A 20,219-nucleotide genomic window follows, 5' to 3' on the forward strand; every position below is an offset into this window, starting at 1 on the left:
TGCAAGTTGGCAAAAACTGCCGGTTTCAGGGGCAAAATGGCCCGGAAGCCATAAGTTCCGGTCATAAAGCAGGGGTAAAACGGGTATAATGCGCGCAAAGGAAATTTGCCGTACGAAAGATATTGTCATACCTACCTTTAACCCGCAGCCACGCTGCATCAACCACCTTCCAATCATGTTGATACTGCCGGGTTCCAATGCCCTGTCCCATTTCCGTAGCCACCGTCTGTTAAGCCAACTGCAAGCCGTCTCGCCTGCGATTGTTGCCGTACAAGCACGCTATGTCCATTTCATCGATGCCAGCGCGCCTCTCAGCAACGACGACAGCACGCGCCTTGGCGCCTTGCTGACGTACGGCGAGCCGGCCCACGCTGACAATACGGAAGGCGCTGCCGAAGAATTCTTCGTCATCCCCCGTTTCGGCACGATTTCGCCGTGGGCTTCGAAAGCCACCGACATCGCGCACAACTGCGGCATGGCGCACATCAAGCGCGTCGAACGCGGCGTCGCTTTCCGCATCAACCTGAAATCGGGCATCCTGGGCAGCGCCATTGGCGCCGGGAAATTGTCGGACGAGCAAGTACAGGCCGTGGCCGACCTGCTGCACGACCGCATGACGGAATCCGTGCTGCGCAGCGCCGACGACGCCAAGGACCTGTTCCGCACCCTGGAAGCGCGTCCGCTGGAATCGATCGACTTGCTGGGGCAGGGCAAGCGCGCGCTGGAAACGGCGAACACGGAACTGGGCCTGGCGATGTCGGAAGACGAAATCGACTACCTGGACGCCGCCTTCACCAAGGCCGGCCGCAACCCGACGGACGTGGAACTGATGATGTTCGCGCAGGCGAACAGCGAGCATTGCCGCCACAAGATCTTCAACGCCGACTGGACCATCGACGGCGTGGCGCAGCCCAAGTCGCTGTTCGGCATGATCAAGAATACGCATGAACTGCAGCCGAAGGGCACCGTCGTCGCCTACAGCGACAACTCGTCCATCATGGAAGGCGCCACCGTGTCGCGCTTCTACCCGCGCGGCGCCAGCCACGAATACGCGGCTTCGACGGAACTGACGCACACGCTGATGAAGGTGGAAACGCATAACCACCCGACGGCCATTTCCCCATTCCCTGGCGCCTCCACGGGCGCGGGCGGCGAAATCCGCGACGAAGGCGCGACGGGCCGCGGCGCCAAGCCGAAGGCTGGCCTGACCGGTTTCACCGTATCGAATTTGTCGCTGCCGGACGCCGTGCGCAGCTGGGAAACGGCCGCTTCCGTGACGGCGCCGCTGCCTCGCGCATTGATGCAGATGATGCAGATCAATACGGCAAGCCGGAGCGCATCGCGTCGCCGCTGCAGATCATGATCGAAGGCCCGCTGGGCGGCGCCGCGTTCTCGAACGAATTCGGCCGTCCTGTACTGGGCGGCTACTTCCGCACGTATGAGCAGAACGTGGGCACGGACAAAGACGCCGTGTTCGGCTACCACAAGCCCATCATGATCGCGGGCGGCATCGGCAATATCTCGGCGCAGCACACGCACAAGAACGACATCCCCGTCGGCAGCCTGCTGGTGCAGCTCGGTGGCCCGGGCATGCGCATCGGCATGGGCGGCAGCGCCGCCTCGTCGATGACCACCGGCAGCAACACGGCCGACCTGGACTTCGACTCCGTCCAGCGCGGCAATCCGGAAATGGAACGCCGTGCCCAGGAAGTCATCAACGCCTGCTGGCAAATGGGCGCGGACAACCCGATCATCTCCATCCACGACGTGGGTGCGGGCGGCTTGTCGAACGCTTTCCCGGAAATCACCAACGACGCCAAGCGCGGCGCGATTTTCGACCTGCGCAAGATCCCGCTGGAAGAATCGGGCATGGCGCCGAAGGAAATCTGGAGCAATGAGTCGCAGGAACGCTACGTCCTGGCCATCGCGCCGGAAAGCCTGCCATTATTCAAAGCCATGTGCGAACGCGAACGCTGCCTGTTCGCCGCCGTGGGCGTGGCCACCGAAGAGCGTCAACTGAAACTGATCGATCCGGAACTCGGTAACGAGCCGGTCGACATGCCGATGGACGTCTTGCTGGGCAAGCCGCCGAAGATGCAGCGCGACGTGGTCCACGTGGCCAACGATTTCCCGGCGATTGACCTGACGGGCATGGACCTGGTTGATGTAGCGCAAAAAGTGCTGCTGCTGCCGACCGTGGCCGACAAATCGTTCCTGATCACCATCGGCGACCGCAGCGTGGGCGGCATGACCGTGCGCGACCAGATGGTGGGACCATGGCAAGTGCCGGTGGCCGATTGCGCCGTCACCACCATGAGTTTCGAAGGTTATCTGGGCGAAGCGATGGCCATGGGCGAACGCACGCCGCTGGCCGTCATCGACGCGGCAGCTTCCGGCCGCATGGCCGTGGGCGAAGCCGTCACCAACATCGCCGCCGCCGCGATTGCCGACATTTCCGACATCAAGCTGTCCGCCAACTGGATGGCCGCCTGCGGCCAGCCTGGCCAGGACGCGGCCCTGTACGACACGGTGAAAGCCGTCGGCATGGACCTGTGCCCGGCGCTGGGCATCAGCATCCCCGTCGGCAAGGATTCGCTGTCGATGCGCACGACGTGGAAAGACGAGGGCACGGGCGCGGCGAAATCCGTCACCTCGCCGGTATCGCTGATCGTTTCCTCGTTCGCGCCAGTGACGGACGTGCGCAAGTCGCTCACGCCGCAGCTGAAGACGGACCAGGGCGACACGTCCTTGATCTTGATCGACCTGGGCCGCGGCAAGAACCGCCTGGCGCCTCGGCCCTGGCGCAAGTCATGGGGCAGCTGGGCAACGAGACGCCGGACGTGGACAGCGCGGAAGACCTGAAAGGCTTCTTCGCCGCCATCCAAAAGCTCAACAGCGACGACAAGCTGCTGGCCTACCATGACCGTTCGGACGGCGGCCTGTACGCCACCCTGACGGAAATGGCCTTCGCCGGCCATACGGGCATGTCCGTCAACCTGGACATGCTGACCATGGAAGGCGAGCATTCGAGCGACTGGGGCGACGCCAAGAACTGGACGGGCCAGGTAGCGGAACGCCGCAACGAACTGACCCTGCGGGCCTTGTTCAGCGAAGAGCTGGGCGCCGTGATCCAGGTGCGCGCGGAAGAGAAGTCGCTCGTCATGGACGTGCTGCGCACCTTCAACCTGGGCGCCTGCAGCCATATCATCGGCAAATTGAACGACCGCGACGTCATCGAATTCACGCGCGACGCCAAGCTGGTCTACACCCAGCCGCGCGCGGACCTGCACCGCCTGTGGAGCGAAACGAGCTGGCGCATCGCCCGCCTGCGCGACAATCCGGCCTGCGCGGACGCCGAATACGACCGCCTGCTGGACGTGCAAGACCCGGGCATGTCGCCGATCGTCACGTTTGACCAGAACGACAACATCGCCGCGCCATTCATCGCCACCGGCGTGCGTCCGCGTGTCGCCATCCTGCGCGAGCAGGGCGTCAACTCGCACATCGAGACGGCCTACGTGATGCACCAGGCAGGCTTCACGGCCGTCGACGTGCACATGAGCGACCTGATCGCGGGCCGCGTGAAGCTGGACGACTTCCAGGGCGTCATCGCCGTGGGCGGCTTCTCGTACGGCGACGTGCTGGGCGCGGGCGAAGGCTGGGCGAAGACGATTCTGTTCAACGCCAGCCTGGCGGAACAGTTCGCGCGCTTCTTCAACCGCACGGACAGTTTTGGTTTGGGTATCTGCAACGGCTGCCAGATGATGAGCAACCTGAAATCGATCATCCCCGGCGCCCACGCCTGGCCGAAATTCACGCGCAACAAGTCGGAGAAATTCGAAGGCCGCTTTGCCATGGTCGAAGTGATGGATTCCCCATCGATCTTCTTCAACGGCATGGCCGGCACCCAGGCCGGCATCGCCATCGCCCACGGCGAAGGCTACGCCGACTTCTCGCAAACGGGCGACATCACCCAGGTCACCAAAGCCATGCGCTTCGTCGACAACAAGGGCGCCGCCACGGAAGCGTATCCATACAACCCGAACGGCTCGCCGGAAGGCATCACCTCCGTCACCACGCCAGACGGCCGCTTTACAGTGTTAATGCCGCACGCGGAGCGCGTGTTCCGCAGCGTCCAGCAGTCGTATCACCCTGAAGCATGGGGCGAGGATTCGCCGTGGATGCGCATGTTCAGGAATGCACGGAAGTTTGTGGGGTAATTAGGTTGCTTGCAGGGCAGCGTTCTGGTTCTGGACGCTGTTGCTGGGGTAGGAATGAGAAAGCCGCTGTCGGGAGACAGCGGCTTTTTGTTTAAAAATGATTTTTGATTTTAGCTAATGAAGATCTTAAATTGCATTGCATATTTTGAAATTATGAGCAATGATTGAAAAGTGTATTTCTACTTGAAGTATGATTCTGGTATTGATCAGGTGAAAATTATGAAGGTATTTTTGGATGACTTGCGCGTTACGCCAAGTGGGTGGGTACGAACCTACTGGCCAGACGAAGTTTTTGATCTTTTGGAGACGGGGCAGGTTGAAGAACTTAGTCTAGATCATGATCTTGGAGATGAGGTTCGTGGTACAGGATATGATGTAATACTTTGGATTGAAGAGGCAGTTGCTCTGAGAGGATTTATTCCACCGAAAATAATTGTGCATTCTGCAAACTTGTCAGCGCGTGTGAAAATGGTGGCAGGCATTCAATCCATTGAAAAACTGTTCGAAGACAGAGTGGTTTAAAGTCTCTAGATGAAATTTTGCATTGATAATAGATGTCTTATGCGCATAGTAGCTGTCTGGTGCGCTATTGTGGTAAATTTTTTGTTCATAATTTTTAGACTCGAGCTAAACGGCGTAGCGTACCACGATAGCTGATGACAAAATGATCTGTAGGCAAGGATTTCGTATAGAATATTTTGCTATCAATTCCTTCTCGTTCTGAAAGTTCGCAGCGCTTGCGGAGATCTCTGAGTAATCCTCGTCCAACAACTTGTCCGTCACTTGGATAGGACATACGCATAACTCTAACTCTCTTCTTCTCAGTTCTTAAACCTAGCCAAGTACTTTTTTCTTCATACTTTACTACATCAACGGTATTGTTATGTAGATCCTCGAGGTGGTAGCCGTGCGCTTGCAGTATGGTCCTTAGTTCTCTAAAGGTTACTAAGCGTTCGCCATTTTCTACACGTCGCGTTCTTTTTCTCATCCATTGGGCCATCTGTTGAACCTCTCCATCGGATACATCTGTCGCCCCTTTGACTGTTGTAGTGGAAAAGCGATGACTCGCGATATCCAACATAAATTGATAAAGTTCGGAATGTGAGACATCTTCTTTGAATGTCAAATCATTCTTATCTAGGTGGCATAGCATAGCTACCAAACTCGTTCTTTTGTTTCCGTTGTGAAAGGGGTGGTTGGAACAAATTCCATAGGTAAGTGATGCTGCATTTAATATTGCAGAATCATACTTCATTTTATTTCCAAATCCTGTGTGCTGTCTGGAAATTGCTGACTCCAATAGGTGTTCTGATTTTATTCCGGAAGGACTAATGGGGTCTTCCGCAAGTTCAAAATCAGCAGTTAAAATCTCATGGATGGTTTTTACATCCTCAGTTCCTAGCATTGAAATCATGATATAAGTCTTTTTAGATTTTAATTTGTATTTTTTTAAATATTTTTTTAATAAATTTAACTTCCTACAGTTTTGTCGCCACCCCCACAATCACCACCGCCGACGGCACCAGCAAAAACTGCGCAATCAGCGTCCCCGCCAATCTGCTCCCCACCAGCCATACCACCGCCCGTCTGAACTGCGATTCTTCGATCTTTCCTTCGATGACGTCATCCGTCATGCCCGACATGTGCGGGTCGATGAAGACGGCCATCATGATGGTGGCGCCGCCGTTGATGATTGATGAAAGCGTGCTGGAGGTGACGCGCACGCTGGGGTCGAGCACGCCTGCGTACAACGCCGCGAAGACGCCTACCGTCCACAGGGCCGTGGCGATGACGTTCATGGCTGTCATGGAAATAGATACGCCGGATTTTTGGCGCAGGCCCGTGACGTTGGCGGGCTTGGGCAGGCTGGCGGAGGTCTTGAGGTAGGACAAGCCGCCCTTGAAGACGGCGTGCAGCAGCAGTTTCGGCACCGACCTGTGTACCTGGAAATGCTCGACGGCGCGGCAAAAGGCGCGCTGGAAGGTGGGGATCAGGATGGCGCCCAGTAGCGTCGCCAGGCTGGCGGAGCACAGCAGCCAGCGGAAGTCCAGCAATAGCGTGCCGGCGGCAACATGCTGGTCGATGCCCGTTTCCACGCGCTTGGCCAGGAATGGCCCGAGGAAGGAGTTCGACGTGCGCGACAGCAGCATCAGAATGCTGAACAGGGCCAGCGAGACGGCGATGCGCCGGGTGCGGATGCCGGCGATGCGCACGGAGTAGGCTAGGGTGCCGATGAGGTGGATGATGAACGTCAGTGCGCAAACCAACAGCAATTGCTTGTCCATCACAACCTTGCAGTAAAGAAAATGTAATTCCATGCTGCCATGAAGTTACTTATTTTTCAACTGCAAAGAAGTTAATTTTCGTGTTAATTGGGTTTCGTGGTGTTTTGTGTGTTTGTAGGCAGTCGGCTGTCTTTCACCCCAAGGCAGAAACTGGGGGCAGACCCTACAGGGGTAATGTCCCCCAATGGGGGACATTACGATCACGAAGTGACTGACCCCGGCCCTTGCTCTGGGTTTTGCCATGCTTTCATCGGAGGCAAGGCTTGTTCCCGCCGCTTGCAATTCAGGCATGCGCCCTCAGTTGGGTGGGAGTGGCAACGTAGAGCGCTGCCGCACCCACACCATCCCGGAGGTACACCATGAGTTTCGATTCCTTTTTGTCCAAACTGAAGACCAAGGCAAGCGAACTGAAAACCGAGGCCTTGAAGTACAAGAACAAGGATTTCCTGAACGCCGCGATGGCGGGCTCGGCCCTGATCGCCATGGCCGACGGCAGCGTCAGTGCGGAAGAGAAGCAGAAGATGGTGAAGTTTATTGAAAGCAATGACGCGCTATCGGTGTTTACCACCAGCGATGTCATCAAGGCTTTCCAGGAATATGTCGGCCAGCTGGAATTCGACAAGGATATCGGCGAAGCCAAGGCCTATCAGGCGCTGGGCAAGATGAAGTCGAATGTGGAGGCGTCGCGCCTGCTGGTGCGCATGATCATCGCCGTCGCTTCGTCGGACGGCAATTTCGACGCCAACGAGCAGCGCGTGGCCAGCAAGATCGCGCGCGAGCTGGGCTTGACTCCGGCGGAGTTCGAGTTGCAGTAAAGCCGGGCCAGCCGGCTCCGGCTGGCTTAACTCTTGTCCCACCACGGCGGCGTGCCCGACGACCACGGGCACGCCATGTCCACTTCGCTGATCCTGTAGCGGATTTCGATCACCTGGCCGGGGCTGAAGGGACCGCGTTTCCAGTCGCCGGAATCAAAGACGTAGCCTTTGCCCTTGATGCAAAGACTGGTCGGATTGTTGCCGATCGGGCCGGTCGAGTGCAGGGTGACGCGCACTTCGCCGTTGGCGTCCAGCGGGGCGTCGCCGCCCGTGAACAGTGCATCCGAGCCGACGTCGCAGACAGTGGTGCTGCCTATCTTGCTGCAGCGTTTGATATACGTTTGCTGGCGCGCCTGGGCCAGGTAATCGTCATGCCGCATCGGCTTGCCATCGTCATAGGTAAAGCGCAGGATGACTGGCGTGGGCTCGCTGGCAGGATGGCGCGTGGTGCTGGTGCAGGCGGCGCTGACCAGGGCCAGCAGGGGCCAGGCCAGCAGGCGCAGGCCGCGGCGCAGCAGGGATCGGGATTGACTGCCGGATGGATGCTGCATGGGGCGTTGCCATTTGTCTCATGAACGGGGCGCCGATCATAGCATGCGAAGGCGGCGGCTCCGCTAGGACGCGCCGCGATTCAATTCCTGCAGCACTTTCTTGCACAACACCCCATAGCCCACGCCCGTGCCGCGCTTGTGTGCGGCCAGGTCGTAGCCGGCGCTGATGTCGTCCCACGCCACGCTGCCGGGCAGGGGGCGCAGCTTGTCGTCCAGATCCATCTCGAAATGAATGAAGTGGCCGTCGGCGCTCAGCAGCTTGCCGTAGACGGCGGGCATGCCGGGCCAGGCCAGTTGCAGGTCGAGCATGAGGGCCGCCTCAAGCGCCACGCCATGGCTGGCCGCGCACTGGCGCAAGGCGTCCGGCAAGGGGCGGGCGCGCCACCAGGCCGCCGTCTGCTTGATGGCGGCCTGGGTCAGGGCGTTTTGCTGTTGCACGGAATACTGCTTGCTCATGGCTGCCACCCATGCGGCATGCGGTTTGCCGCCCTAGCGCGATGCCAGGCTCATGCTTTGCACGTGGGCAGGCACGATGCCGCCGCTGGCCATTTTTTCGGCCGGCACGACCATCCGTACTTCGCCGCCCACGCTGCCATCGTCGCGCAGGTCGATGCGCATGGCCAGTTGCTGGTCGAGCGCCACGAAGCTGTTGCTGCCGCTGGCGACGATCTGGTGTTCTTCCTGGTCATCGATGCGTGCATACATGATGGCGCCGATGTTGCCCGCATTGCGCAGGTAGAGCACTTGTCCGTTCGACAGCTCATAGCCGCCGCGGAACGGGGCAAACGTTTCCGCACTCATGAAATGTTTGTGTGCCGGCAGTTCGATCGTCTGCAGGCGTCCGCCTGGAACGACGACGGTCTGGCTGTCGGGGAGCGTTTGCGCATTTGCCAGCAGGGCGCAGACGCCCAGGGTGCCGGCGAGGATCCATGTTTTCATTTTTTTACCCATCCTTGAATTGTGGTGCCGTCCGCTGCCGGCGCGGCGATGTGCTTGCCAGGGAAACCGAACCGGCTCGTCCGCGCGTGCTGCTGTCACTATGACAAGGCGCGGCCTGCCGGTCTTGCCAGTGTAGTCAGGCAATATGCACCGCGCATCATCCGATCGGATGACACGGACTCAGGCATCGAGGATGGCCAGGTGCGCCGTTGCGCCGTGGATCAGGGCGATCAGCTCGCCCTGGCGCCGCGTATCCGTCTTTAAATAGGTGTGGTGCAGGTGCGTCTTGACGGTGTTGACGCTGATGCCGCCGCGCGCGGCGATTTCCTCGATGGTGGCCCCTTGCGCCAGCGCCTTGCCCACTTGCGCTTCGGCTTGCGTCAAGTCAAACAGCTGCCGCAAGGCCGGGACGGACGTGCACGTTTTTGTGGGGTCGCGCGCGATCAGCAGTGCGCACGTGGGCTGGCAATCGGCAAGCGCGGTGACGGTCAGGGCCAGCGGCGCTTGCTGCCTGCGCGCCAGGCGCAGCGACTGGCATTGTGCCGCGCCACCGGCGCCGGCGATCACCAGGCGCACGGCGCGCACCAGGGCGGGCGGGGCGGCGTGTTCCAGTTGCGCCGCATGCAGCGCATGTCCGGCGGGGGTGGCGAAGCGCAGCGCGAGGTTGGCATCGAGCACCAGCACGGCGGCGCCCATGGCGTCGAGCGCCGCCAGCGCGCAGTGGCTGGCCAGCTGCGCCTCGCGCAGGCGCTGCTGCAGGCACAGCGCGCGTTGCAGATGCGGCAGCAGTTCCTGCCATTGCTGGCCGCTCAGGCCAGCGCTGTCGAGCTGCGGCCAGTCGCCCGCGCCGCAGGCCGAGTCGTACATGGCGGCGATCAGTTTGCCCACATCCGCCGTTGCCGTACCTGTGTCCATGCTTGCCCCCAATCCTGATGACATCAGTGTGCCGCAGGCGTGCAGGTGCGGAACTGGGTAAGGGCGGTCTTGCGCGGCGATCCGCCCCGCCTTTGTGGGGAGGGGCTGGTCGCAGCCATCTGTCCTGGGCAACTATCAAGATAGTACAAACGCTGCCCCACCGCAATGCGGCGCCGCCGATGCAATCGTGCTCCCGGATTAAACATTCCCCGATACAATAAAAAATTGTCAAAAATATAAACTCATGGCATGGGGCGGGAGTCGCATGCCATGCTGATCGAGGAAGTCATATGGCCAGCAGTATTTTTTCGATGAGACCGCTTCTCGCGGACAGAATTCAAGTTCCAGCAACGCAACGGTTTTCGTTGTCAAAGCACGCCGTTGCATTTCGGACAGGAGCTTGACACTTTCCCTTAACGCCCTGGCGAAACCGCTCTTGATGCGTTTCCCGAAGGGCATGTTCGTCCAGGTTGGCGAGAGGTATCATCATCAAGTTTGCTTATTGCAATGGCAGGCCAGGAGAGGCCGACACTGCAGCGGTCTTGCGCCGTATCACCACCGTATCAGCGATCTTGTCATGCCACCCCTGCTTGCGCGAGTCCTTGCCAATCCAAAAGAACCCCAGGTAAAGCGGTAGCGCGGACAGGTAAGAACTGAGACAGCGTTTGACACACTGGCCGGCAGAAGGCTTGTTGCCCGTCTTCGCATCGACAATGATCGCGCCGATGGCCATCTTGCCAGGTGTTGTAGACAAGGTAATCCAAAACGCCAATTGAATCAGTGGCGGCATGACACATGAAATCATGAAGTGGGCCGGGCCACGGAACAAGGAATCTGTCGAAAAGTAGCTTCGGCCATATATGGCTATCAGCATCGGCATGATGATAATCAGCAAGAGCAAGGTGTCGATCAACGTCGCGCCAACGCGCGGCCAAAAGCCGACATAGTCCATTTCAGGATTCTGTTGCATTATTTTTCCAAAACGTCAGTAAATGGGCGGCCGCCAGCGTCGGGGCAGAATGGCGCAGTGTACGACCTTGTTGCTTTCATCGCAAGTTAGAGTTTTTTTGTCAGGAATTTGATAGCGCATGGTGCCATCCGCAGCAATCGGACGCATGGAAAACATATCCATAGGGTAAGCTTCGGGCCTAGGCTATTTCGCAACTCTATCAAAAGTACATGACATCCATAATGATCCCTGACGTCGCCCTGGTCGACAATACCGAACAACGCACGCCGCTGGTGCTCGTGCTGGACTGCTCCGGCAGCATGGCGGGCGAACCCGTCTCGCTGCTGAACGAAGGCCTGGCCTTGCTGGAACAGGAACTCAAGTCCGACGTGATCGCCGCCAAGCGCGTGCGCATCCTCGTGATTCAATACGGCGCGCACGATGAAGCCGTGGTGGCCAGCACCTGGTGCGACGCCATGGATTTCACGGCGCCCCGGCTTGAAGCAAACGGCACCACGCCGACCGGCGCGGCCGTGGAACTGGCCCTGGCGGAAATCGAGCAGGAAAAGCAGCGCTTCCGCCAGGCGGGCGTGGCGTACACGCGGCCGTGGCTGTTCCTGATGTCCGACGGCGAGCCGACCGATCCCTGGCTGCGCGGCGCCGAGCAGGCGCGCGCGGCCGAGCAGGCCAATAAAGTGGCAATCTTCCCCATCGCCGTGGGCGACAATGCGAATACCGGGACCCTGGGGCAGTTTTCCAGCCGTGGCGAGCGGGGCGTGAAGCAGCTGAAAGGCTTGCAGTTCCGCGAACTGTTCCTGTGGCTGAGCGCCAGCATGCAGGTGGTGTCGCAGTCGCGTCCCGGCGCGCAGGCGCAGCTGGCCTCGACGGACGGCTGGTCCGTCGTGAATACGTGAAAGCCCGCTGATCCATGACTGCGGTACACAATACCTGGCGCGTGTTCGGCGCCTCCGTCACGGGCAAGGCGCACCTGGATAAGGACATCCCTTGCCAGGATGCGCATGCGCACGCCGTCGTGAACGACGTTTTGGTGGCCATCGTCTGCGACGGCGCCGGTTCGGCCCGCCTCAGCGAGCAGGGCGCGCAGTTTGTTGCGGAGCAAACCGTGCAAGCGCTGGCCGGACGGCTGGAGCAGGGCGCCACCGTGCAGGATCTGCAGGACGGCGCGCTGGCGGGCACCCTGGCGCAGATCCGCGCCGCGCTGGACGACATCGCCCGCGCCGCCAACGCCACCCTCGATGACTACGCCTGCACGGTCGTCGGCGTGGTCATGGGGCAGGAGGCTGGCTTCTTCTTTCACCTGGGCGACGGCCTGGGCGTGGCGCAGCTGATGGACGGCGGCGAACTGATCTCGCTGCCCGCCAACGGTGAATACGCCAACGAAACCTATTTCATCAGCGGCGCGCGCTGGCGCGAACAGCTGCGTCTGCTTGCGATTCCGCAAGCCGTGCGCGGCGTCGTGCTGATGTCGGACGGCTGCATGCCCTTTGCCATGAGCAAGAACAATGCAGCGCTGTACGCGCCGTTCATGGATGCCGTGCAAGGCTATCTGCGCGCGGTCGACAGCGTGGAACTGGGCAATACGGCACTGGCGTCCACCCTGGCCGACCCGCGCACGCACCAGATCACGGGCGATGACAAGACCTTGCTGCTGGCCTTGCGCGCATGAGCCGGAAGCAGGGAGTCGCGCCCGGTCTGAGTCCGGGCGGCAAGATATGGCTGGATAAGGTTCGCAGCCTGGTACTGGGCAAACTCGTCAAGAGCGGCGGCGCGGGCAGCGTGTATCTGCTGCCCGGCGCGCCCGCGCAGGTGGCCAAGCTGTACCACCCGCACCTGGACCGGGCCGCCAACCGGCGCAAGCTCGAAGCGATGCTGGAATTGTCGCCCGAATTGCCCGACCAGCTGGAAAACGGCAAGCGCTACGTGCAGATCGCCTGGCCGCAAGCGGCCGTGTTCGACGACCAGGGCGGTTTTGCCGGTTTCGTCATGCCCCTGCTTGACATGGCGCAAACGGCCGAGCTGGAACAGATCATGCAGGAGCGGCAAGCGCGCGCGGCGGGCTTGCCCACGGGACTCGGTCCCAAGCTGACCCTGGCCGCCAACCTGGCCGCCGTCCTCGACGCGCTGCACCAGCAGCAGCATTACGTGGTCGACTTAAAACCCGTGAACCTGCGCTTTTACCGCGATTCGCTGTACATCGCCATGCTCGATTGCGACGGTTTCAGCATCCAGGGCCATGCGGAGCGTTTTCCTGCCGAGCAATTCACGGCCGACTACCTGGCGCCGGAATTCCAGCGCAAGGGCATGCCTGCGGGCACGGAAATGGCGCAAGACCGCTTTGCCCTGGCCGTCGTCATCTTCCAGTTGCTGAACTTCGGCATCCACCCGTACAGCGGGCGGCCCGGCAATGCGCAGGTGGCCACCGATATTCCCGGCCGCATCCGCGACGGTTATTACGCGTATGGCGTGAAGCGCCACAAGCTGCTGGCGCCGAACGCCACCAGCGGCCACGCGCTGATGCCGCCCGAGCTGCGCGCCATGTTCGACCGCGCGTTTTCCCAGTCGCCAAACGCCCAGCGGCCCTCGGCGGCCGACGGCCGACTGGGCGCAGTTGCTGCGCGGTTATGCGCAGCGCAGTGGCGGCAAGTTGGTCGTTTGCGCCGTGAATCCCGAACATCAGCATTTTGCGGGCCAGGGTTGCGCGGCCTGCGCGCGCGACAAGGTGATCGGCGCGGCCGCGCAAGCCTCGGCTCAGGCTGCGGCGCAGGCAAGGCAGGCGGCGCCGCAGCGTTCGCGCGCCTTGCCTGGCAAGCCGGCCCCGGCCCCGCAAGGGCAGTCCGCCGTGTCGGACACGGGCTGGGTGGTCATCATCATCCTGATCGTGGTCTTCGTGATCGGCTTTGCGATCTGGACCGCCGTACCGGCCGATGCGGAAAAGAAAACTGAGCAGCAAGCCACGACGGTGCCCGTAGCCGGGCTGGAACAGTTGGACTGGCATGCGCGCAAGGCCGGTGCATTGCAGCAGTCGGACGTGCGGCGCGCCGTGCGCAACTTGTCGCAAGCCATGGGCAAGGGCGACGATGCCGCCATCGGGCGGGGCTTGCAACTGCTGTACCGCAGCGAGCGGGAAAAGTCGTCAGGCTACAGCGGTGACCTGGCGCGCGCGCGCTTGCGCACCTCGATGATGGAAAGCATGGGCTGGCTGCCCGGCTACCAGTCCAGCCTGTCCGATACCTACCTCGACTTGCTGCAAGCCGATCCGCGCGACCACCTGGCTGCCGCGGCGCTGGCGCGCACGCACCTGAGCCTGAACGAGCCGCAAGCGGCGCGCCAATACTTCGAGCAAGCCGTGTGGGCCCGTCCGACCGATGGCGTGGCCTGGCTCGGCATCGCCGCCACGGCGCTGCTGCGTGGCGGGGGCGGCGAGCAGGATGCCGCCAACCTGGTGGCGCTGGCGCAAGTAACGGCGCAGCGCCATGCGGCGCAGAATGCCATGCCGGCCGAAGAAGGCGAAGCGGCCGACAACGGCGTCGAGCGCACGGCCAGCCGCATGGAGCGCGCGGCCAATATGCTGCGCCTGGTGCAGCCGGGCGCCTATCCGAAGCGCTGGGACAAGGCGCTGGCCGACGGCGCCTTGCTGGCAAAGAGGCTGGCAGCCTTGCCGGCGCCGCCAGACCAGGGCGCCAGCGTACAGCGCGACAGCATGGCCACCGTCGCCTACCGCGTGTTGAGTGAGGCGCAGGCCAGCGGCGAAAGCCGCCTGACCTTGTCCATCGCTGCCGATGGCAGCCTGACCGCTGCGCGGGCCGAGCAATTCATGGAGCCCATGCTCAACAAGGTCATCCTGGATAGCCTGAAGAGCTGGACTTTCAACCCGTCCGTGAAAAATGGACAATTCCAGGACGGCAAGGTTGACGTGCTGGTGCGCTACCGCAATGGCCGTGCCAGTTTCGTGCCTGCCGACGCGCCCGCCACGGCGGAAAATTAAAGGAAGAGCATGAAAATCAAGACCCTATGCGTGCTGCTTGGCGCTTCCCTGTTGTACTCGGGCATGGCGCAGGCGGACATCGTGCAGCGCCAGGTGCTGGCAAGCATGGCCGGCGACCCGACAGCGAAGGCGGCGATGTGTTCACTATCGCGGGCACGACGGCCTGCGGCGGCAGGCAGATCCGCATGGATGCGCGTTCAGTGAACCTGGACGAGGCGCCGTACGAGGCGCTGAAAGCCGAACTGGCCCGCCACATCCGCAGCAAGACGCCCATGCTCGTCACCGTGAAAAAATGCCCCGAGGATGCAAGCGTGCCCATCGTGCGCCAGATCGCCGCCTGCACGCCAGCCGTCTGCGCCGATGGCCGGGCGCGGCTGTACCTGCACGAAGGTTTCTACCCCATCGAGCAGGAAAACGCACCGAACGTGCTGTTGCTGCCCTTGCCGAAAGGCAAGCTGCCAGGCACGTGGAAGGTCGATATTTATAGCCTCGCCAGCCACAAGCTGCGCCTGAAGGGCCAGGTCAACAAGGCCGATTATGCCTCCGGCGAACTGGTGGGCGGCTATGTCACGTATTACCCGAATGGCAAGATCGAGAAACAGGTGGCGCAGGATGGGCAGGGGCGTCAGGACGGTGTTACCAGCCAGTATTTTGCGGATGGCACCCTGGAAAAGCGCGGCAACTGGCGCGACGGCTTGCCTGAAGGCGAACACCAGTTGTATCACGCCACGGGCAAGCTGCGCGAAACGAGCAGCTACCGCGATGGCAAGCAGCTGGACGGCTCCAAGCAGATATCGGCTGAAAATGGCAAGCCGAGCACGAGTTATGTACTGCGCGGCGGCAAGATCGAAGGCGAGATGCTCACGTATTTCCCTGATGGAAGTATTTCCAGCCGCTCCGCAATGAAGGAGGGGAAATACAATGGTTTGACGACAAACTATCACCCTGATGGCGCCGTGCGCGGCACCATGACCTTGCACAATGACTTGCCCACGGGCGAGGCGCTGGAATTCTATCCGGACGGTAAGGTGCAAAGCCGCCAGCAGTATGCCGACGATGGCGGCTTGCTGAGCCTGCAGCGCTACAGTCCGCAGGGCGTGCTGGTGCTGGAACGACGCTGGGATGCGCAATGGCGCGAGCAGGGCACATCGCGCTCGTGGTACGAAAGCGGCAAGCCCGAGCAATCGATCGAGTACGTGAATGACCGGCGCGACGGCTGGAGCCGCAGCTGGCACGAGGATGGCAGCCTGAAAAGCGAATGCCGTTATGTGGCCGGCAAGGCCCAGGGCGGCTGCGGCGAGGCGCCGCCGGCGCCGGAACTGCAGCGCAAGGAGCAGGCATGGCGCGCCTTGTGAAGCACGTGCTTGGCGCCATGCTGCTGTTGCCGGTGCTGGCCCAGGCTGAGATCGTGCAGCGGCAAGTGGTCAGCGCGATCCAGGCCGAGCCCGGCAAGGGCGGCGGCGACGTGCTGACCCTGGCCGGAGCCAGCGGCTGCGGCGGGCGCCAGGTGCGCATGGATGCCCGCTCGGTCGGGCTGGATGCGGCGCAATACGCGGCCATGAAGCAGCAGCTGGCGCCGTTGATACGCGAGGCGACGCCCTTGCTGATGCGCATCAGATCGTGTCCGGCACCCGGCGCAGCGCTCGCCATGCCCGAAGTCAGCAAGCTGGGCGGCTGCGAGCCGCAAGCGTGTGCCGATGGCAAGGCGCGGCTCTACCTGAACCACAACCTGTCGCGCGGCGAAGTGATGGAAGAGGCACGCTATGCGCTGATCCTGCCGTTGCCGCCCGGCAAGCTGCCCGGCACCTGGCAAGTCGAGATCTATCACGTGCGCGAAGGAGAGCCGAAGCGGCTGACGGGCCAGGTCGACGCCCCCGATTACCTGCGCGGCAAGCTGGTGGGCAATTACAGCATGTATTTCCCGCATGGACAGCTGGAAATGCTGGTGGAGCAGGACGGGCGCGGCGTGCAGGAAGGCGTGCAGACCCGCTATTACCCGGATGGCCAGGTTTCCATGCGCGGCAGCTGGCGCAATGGCGTGCAGGAAGGCGAAGAGCAGACTTATCACCAGAGTGGCAAGCTGATCGAGTCGCGCACCTACCGCAACGGCGCCCGTGCCGATGGCGTGATGGAAACGTTCGATGAAAACGGCAAGCTGCGCACGCGCATGACGCGGGTCAAGGGCGAGACGGACGGCGAGCTGCTGCTGTTCTATCCCGACGGCACCGTGGAAAGCCGCAGCCAGCATGTGAATGGCATCATGACGGGCCCCAGCACCGGCTATTTCCCGGATGGCAGGGTACGCAGCACGGTAAGCTATGTGGACGGCAAGCCCGCCGGCGACAGCGTCGAATATTATCCGGACGGCAAGGTCGCCAGCAAGCGCACGCACAGCGGCCACTACGTATTGCGCAGCGAGCAGCGCTTCAGCCAGGCCGGCGTATTGATCGTGGACAAACGGTGGAACGGGGGCGGCCGCGAGGAGGGCGCCTTGCGCTCGTGGTACGCCGATGGCAAGCCGAGGCAGCTGATCGAATACGTGAACGGCGAACGCCAGGGCTGGACGCGGCACTGGAGTGCAGACGGCAGCCTTGAAAGCGAGTGTCGCTATGTGGGCGGACGAGCCGCAAGGGGAGTGCACAGGCGCGTCGGCCAAGATGTCGTACACGGAGGATGGCATCGCGCCGCTGATACCGGAACCGTGAGCCGGGGGGGGGGGGCATTGCCGTTCGATCACTGATGCGTGGCCAGCCTTTTTGCCAGGCGTGTACAGGTTAATGCAGGGATACCGGATGGTGGATGGCATCCACGATTCGTCCGGTCGCGGCACCGTGCCGGTGGCGTCAAACACCGTTGCCAGCCCGGACTGAACCGTGGCGCATGGCTACTTGCGCCGAGCAGGGCCCTTTGTGGTCGGCTGCTTTTGCCCTATTGTGTTGAAAATGTCGAGCGGCAACCATTTCGGGATGTCTCAAATCTCCAAGCAGTCGGTGATCGTTCAATAGCGGCGGTTCTGGCCAGTCCAGGCTGGCAGGAATTCTATCTACAGGTCAACGTACCCGCGTTTTTCAACACAATAGGCCGGTTGCTGTCGTTGACAGCTCCCGCCCCAAACCGGAAGTTCAGCAAGCTTCTAAGCGATCATTCAGCCTGTAAATTTAGCCGCGCTCACGCTTTGGGCGGCGAGCTGACAAACTAATCAGTCCAAGCAGCTAACATCATCAAGAATCCAATTTCGGCGACCTTGCTGCCATTCAGAAAGCGAGTCAGGCGAAATGTAAGATGACCAATTCTCGATATATTCGGCGATGGCTGCCGACGTTTGGTCATTAGTACGTTCGAGGTACGACAAAGTCTCATTAAGCCCAGCGCCGATGAAATACCACCCATCTAGCTCACCAATGTCCTGATTAAGGTACTGCGCCCTCCATATATTCACCGTATCGCTTGGCTCTGCGCAGCAGTAAAGCAGAAATGCGCAGTGGTAGATACATTCGGAAAACGCCCCATTGTCCTTCACAGTTCCGTCCCACAGCGCATTCCGGAATGCAATCTCTTCATCGAAGAGACGAAGCAACAATTGCCGGAATTGCCGGAATTGCTGGGGTTTTCGATCAACGATGAATCCATACATCGCCAATCGGTCAGCAGGGTTTCGAAGACGCGCCGCCAAGGTGGTAGGTAATGCGCCAGTTTCCAAGACTTGGATGAGTTCGTGCTGGATGAGCTTCATTGTCAGCCTCCCGGTTGGTTCAGCTGTTCCTGTCGGTGTTCGCTGGAACAAAGTGTTGGGCGAAAATTTTAAGAAAACTTCCACCATGGCTGCGGTGCCGCAGTAGTATTTAAATGTCCGCTTCTGGCCGAAAGCGGAACTTCCCGAGACCATGTCTACCTCGGCCTCCTGTGTCAAACATTGTTGTTTTGTGTCTGACTTTAATAAGCGCGCTCCAGTGAGACTGCCGGATTAATCCACTGCATCGTTGAGCAGCGTATCCATTAGTGAAAAAGCGTGACCGCATCCGGCGCAACATGCGCTGCCAAACAGGAAAGGCAAGCGAAACGCGATGTCATCCAGCAATGGCAAAGCGTCCGCTTGCGCTTGCAACCAGGCAAAGGCGGCAAGGTGGGGTGAATTGTCGGCAGGGCCGGCAATCACCAGCAGCGTTTTCGCTGTTGGCGTAAAGACCGGATCCTCGGCGGCGACCGACAGCCCTTGCGCTACCGGCCACACATAGAGCTCTACGCCGCAGGCAGGGCATGCCAGGCAGAACTCCTCGTTGGCAAAGCCGCCCAGCACTCGCGCCACGCCGGCAAATCCGGCGAATGATGCGGCGGCCTTAAGCAGGTAGATGCCGCTCACCGTGTCCTCGACCTGCCGCAGGTCGGCGGTTGCCATGACGAGCGCGGCCGGGACTGCGGCATTAAAGGCCGCGACATAAGGGGATGCCTTCAATTCCTTGTCGAGGCCGGCGCTTTCATGAATCGACGCCGCCAGCGACAGCACGCCGGCGCGCAGGTCCGGCGATGTCACCGTCGCCGCCAGGGAAACCAGGTGCGGGAATGCGGCGACCGAAGCCGGATAAATCGAGCCCTGGTGACAAATATGGCCATACAAAATCGTCCAGGGCCTCGGCGTCGCCCCGCCGCAGGTCCTGCAGCAGCGCGGGAATTTTTTCAGCGCCGCCGTAACCATCCGTCAGGCTTGCCCATGCGGCAGAACGCAGATCGAGTGGCGTCGTTTCAGTCTGTTTTTCCATTGCATCAACTTAAACGATGGACGACAGGCAGTCAAGCCTGACGCTACGGGACCGTGTACTGCCCGGGGCCGGTCCAGGCGCTGATCCTAAACGGGCCGGTGATATGGCCTTGATCCCTGTAGTACGTTACCACCTCGGCCGACAAGGATTTCATAGGAAAGGGCTTGATATTCATAGACTTTCGCGTAGAGGGTTGCAACGGCCAGAACCGCCGCTGTTGAACGATCACCGACTGCTTGGGGTCTGAGACCTCCCGAAATTGTTGCCGCTCGACTTCTTCAACACGATAGGCCACTTGAATCCACCTCAAACTCCATACCTGTTCCGAGCAGCGGCCTCAAGCTCAGACTGGGGCAAGCCTGCTTGCCGCCAAAATGCAAAAAAATACTCCAATGTTTCGGCAGTAGCGCCACTATCCATGGGATGCAGGACGCAGATGGCCGTTCTTATTTTCAAGACGTCCGGCTTGTCCGATTGGTCACGCCCTTCGATTGCTCGCCAGAGGCGTACGCGCTCAGCGATGACTTCCTCAGCCGTCGCCGCACCGGTCATGTATCGATACGCCACCGCTGCTGCTGACCTGGCAACCGCAGGCAATTGCTCAGTCACACTTCCGATAGCCTCAATCATGAATCGCTGAGCTGAAGATTGTTCTGCAGGGTCATCCAGGTCCACCGCCGATGCAATCGCATCAAAAAGTTTCTTATTTAACATTTGCATGACGTTTCGGTGATTGCGCGATGCCTGCAGCGGGGGGGCCGCCTGTGGCAAATGGCGTTCCC

General features: G+C 60.8%; 18 protein-coding genes and 1 pseudogene. 9 read left to right on the forward strand and 10 right to left on the reverse strand.

Features of this window, described 5'->3' with window-relative positions:
* The first annotated feature begins 175 nt into the window (after positions 1-175).
* Positions 176-4,220: pseudogene (purL, locus tag ACQVLG_RS22590) on the forward strand (phosphoribosylformylglycinamidine synthase).
* A gap of 219 nt (positions 4,221-4,439) precedes the next feature.
* Positions 4,440-4,742: a cyclic-phosphate processing receiver domain-containing protein gene (locus tag ACQVLG_RS22595; RefSeq protein WP_474295766.1), complete on the forward strand. Its 303-nt coding sequence runs from the start codon at positions 4,440-4,442 to the stop codon at positions 4,740-4,742.
* 94 nt (positions 4,743-4,836) lie between these two features.
* Here ACQVLG_RS22595 and ACQVLG_RS22600 read toward each other — a convergent pair whose 3' ends face one another.
* On the reverse strand, positions 4,837-5,634 hold the full coding sequence (locus ACQVLG_RS22600; protein ID WP_474291075.1) for a type II toxin-antitoxin system death-on-curing family toxin: 798 nt from the start codon (positions 5,632-5,634) through the stop codon (positions 4,837-4,839).
* A gap of 64 nt (positions 5,635-5,698) precedes the next feature.
* Entirely contained in the window at positions 5,699-6,505 is an 807-nt protein-coding gene (locus tag ACQVLG_RS22605) for a lipid II flippase Amj family protein (protein WP_474291076.1), read from the reverse strand.
* Between the two features lie 359 nt (positions 6,506-6,864).
* Here ACQVLG_RS22605 and ACQVLG_RS22610 point away from each other — a divergent pair, with 359 nt between their 5' ends.
* A complete protein-coding gene (locus ACQVLG_RS22610; protein ID WP_046685140.1) occupies positions 6,865-7,320 on the forward strand; it encodes a tellurite resistance TerB family protein in 456 nt (151 codons plus the stop codon).
* A 26-nt stretch (positions 7,321-7,346) separates the two neighbouring features.
* Here ACQVLG_RS22610 and ACQVLG_RS22615 read toward each other — a convergent pair whose 3' ends face one another.
* The 5 genes from ACQVLG_RS22615 to ACQVLG_RS22635 all read right to left on the reverse strand — a co-directional run bounded on the left by ACQVLG_RS22615 (position 7,347) and on the right by ACQVLG_RS22635 (position 10,695).
* On the reverse strand, positions 7,347-7,871 hold the full coding sequence (locus ACQVLG_RS22615; RefSeq protein WP_474291077.1) for a hypothetical protein: 525 nt from the start codon (positions 7,869-7,871) through the stop codon (positions 7,347-7,349).
* A gap of 63 nt (positions 7,872-7,934) precedes the next feature.
* Complete coding sequence (locus tag ACQVLG_RS22620; RefSeq protein ID WP_474291078.1) at positions 7,935-8,327, reverse strand: hypothetical protein; 393 nt, start codon at positions 8,325-8,327, stop codon at positions 7,935-7,937.
* A 33-nt stretch (positions 8,328-8,360) separates the two neighbouring features.
* Positions 8,361-8,810 carry a hypothetical protein gene (locus ACQVLG_RS22625; protein WP_474291079.1) on the reverse strand — a complete coding sequence of 150 codons (450 nt, stop codon included), beginning with the start codon at positions 8,808-8,810 and terminating at the stop codon, positions 8,361-8,363.
* 180 nt (positions 8,811-8,990) lie between these two features.
* The gene (locus ACQVLG_RS22630) at positions 8,991-9,725 is read right to left on the reverse strand and encodes a helix-turn-helix transcriptional regulator (protein ID WP_474291080.1); all 735 of its coding nucleotides are present in this window, start codon (positions 9,723-9,725) and stop codon (positions 8,991-8,993) included.
* A gap of 499 nt (positions 9,726-10,224) precedes the next feature.
* A complete protein-coding gene (locus tag ACQVLG_RS22635) occupies positions 10,225-10,695 on the reverse strand; it encodes an RDD family protein (RefSeq protein WP_474291081.1) in 471 nt (156 codons plus the stop codon).
* Between the two features lie 209 nt (positions 10,696-10,904).
* On the opposite strand from ACQVLG_RS22635, the gene ACQVLG_RS22640 reads away from it, so the two are divergent.
* The 6 genes from ACQVLG_RS22640 to ACQVLG_RS22665 all read left to right on the forward strand — a co-directional run bounded on the left by ACQVLG_RS22640 (position 10,905) and on the right by ACQVLG_RS22665 (position 17,420).
* Positions 10,905-11,588, forward strand: a complete 684-nt coding sequence (locus tag ACQVLG_RS22640; protein WP_474291082.1) for a vWA domain-containing protein — start codon at positions 10,905-10,907, stop codon at positions 11,586-11,588.
* A gap of 14 nt (positions 11,589-11,602) precedes the next feature.
* Positions 11,603-12,361 (forward strand): PP2C family serine/threonine-protein phosphatase, encoded by a 759-nt coding sequence (locus tag ACQVLG_RS22645; protein WP_474291083.1) that lies wholly within the window; start codon positions 11,603-11,605, stop codon positions 12,359-12,361.
* A 993-nt stretch (positions 12,362-13,354) separates the two neighbouring features.
* A complete protein-coding gene (locus ACQVLG_RS22650) occupies positions 13,355-14,680 on the forward strand; it encodes a hypothetical protein (protein WP_474291084.1) in 1,326 nt (441 codons plus the stop codon).
* A gap of 9 nt (positions 14,681-14,689) precedes the next feature.
* A complete protein-coding gene (locus tag ACQVLG_RS22655) occupies positions 14,690-14,884 on the forward strand; it encodes a hypothetical protein (protein WP_474291085.1) in 195 nt (64 codons plus the stop codon).
* Entirely contained in the window at positions 14,866-16,035 is a 1,170-nt protein-coding gene (locus tag ACQVLG_RS22660) for a toxin-antitoxin system YwqK family antitoxin (RefSeq protein ID WP_474291086.1), read from the forward strand. Before ACQVLG_RS22655 ends, ACQVLG_RS22660 begins: the two co-directional genes overlap by 19 nt.
* Positions 16,020-17,420, forward strand: a complete 1,401-nt coding sequence (locus ACQVLG_RS22665) for a toxin-antitoxin system YwqK family antitoxin (RefSeq protein ID WP_474291087.1) — start codon at positions 16,020-16,022, stop codon at positions 17,418-17,420. Before ACQVLG_RS22660 ends, ACQVLG_RS22665 begins: the two co-directional genes overlap by 16 nt.
* 459 nt (positions 17,421-17,879) lie before the next feature.
* Here the strand turns inward: ACQVLG_RS22665 and ACQVLG_RS22670 are convergent, their stop codons facing one another.
* From ACQVLG_RS22670 to ACQVLG_RS22680, 3 genes are all read right to left on the reverse strand, one after another.
* Entirely contained in the window at positions 17,880-18,413 is a 534-nt protein-coding gene (locus ACQVLG_RS22670; RefSeq protein ID WP_474291088.1) for a hypothetical protein, read from the reverse strand.
* Positions 18,414-18,644: 231 nt separating this feature from the next.
* The gene (locus tag ACQVLG_RS22675) at positions 18,645-19,373 is read right to left on the reverse strand and encodes a hypothetical protein (protein ID WP_474291089.1); all 729 of its coding nucleotides are present in this window, start codon (positions 19,371-19,373) and stop codon (positions 18,645-18,647) included.
* Between the two features lie 370 nt (positions 19,374-19,743).
* Positions 19,744-20,157: a hypothetical protein gene (locus ACQVLG_RS22680; RefSeq protein ID WP_474291090.1), complete on the reverse strand. Its 414-nt coding sequence runs from the start codon at positions 20,155-20,157 to the stop codon at positions 19,744-19,746.
* Between the last annotated feature and the right edge of the window lie 62 nt (positions 20,158-20,219).

This window comes from Janthinobacterium sp. TPC_1, from assembly GCF_056037845.1.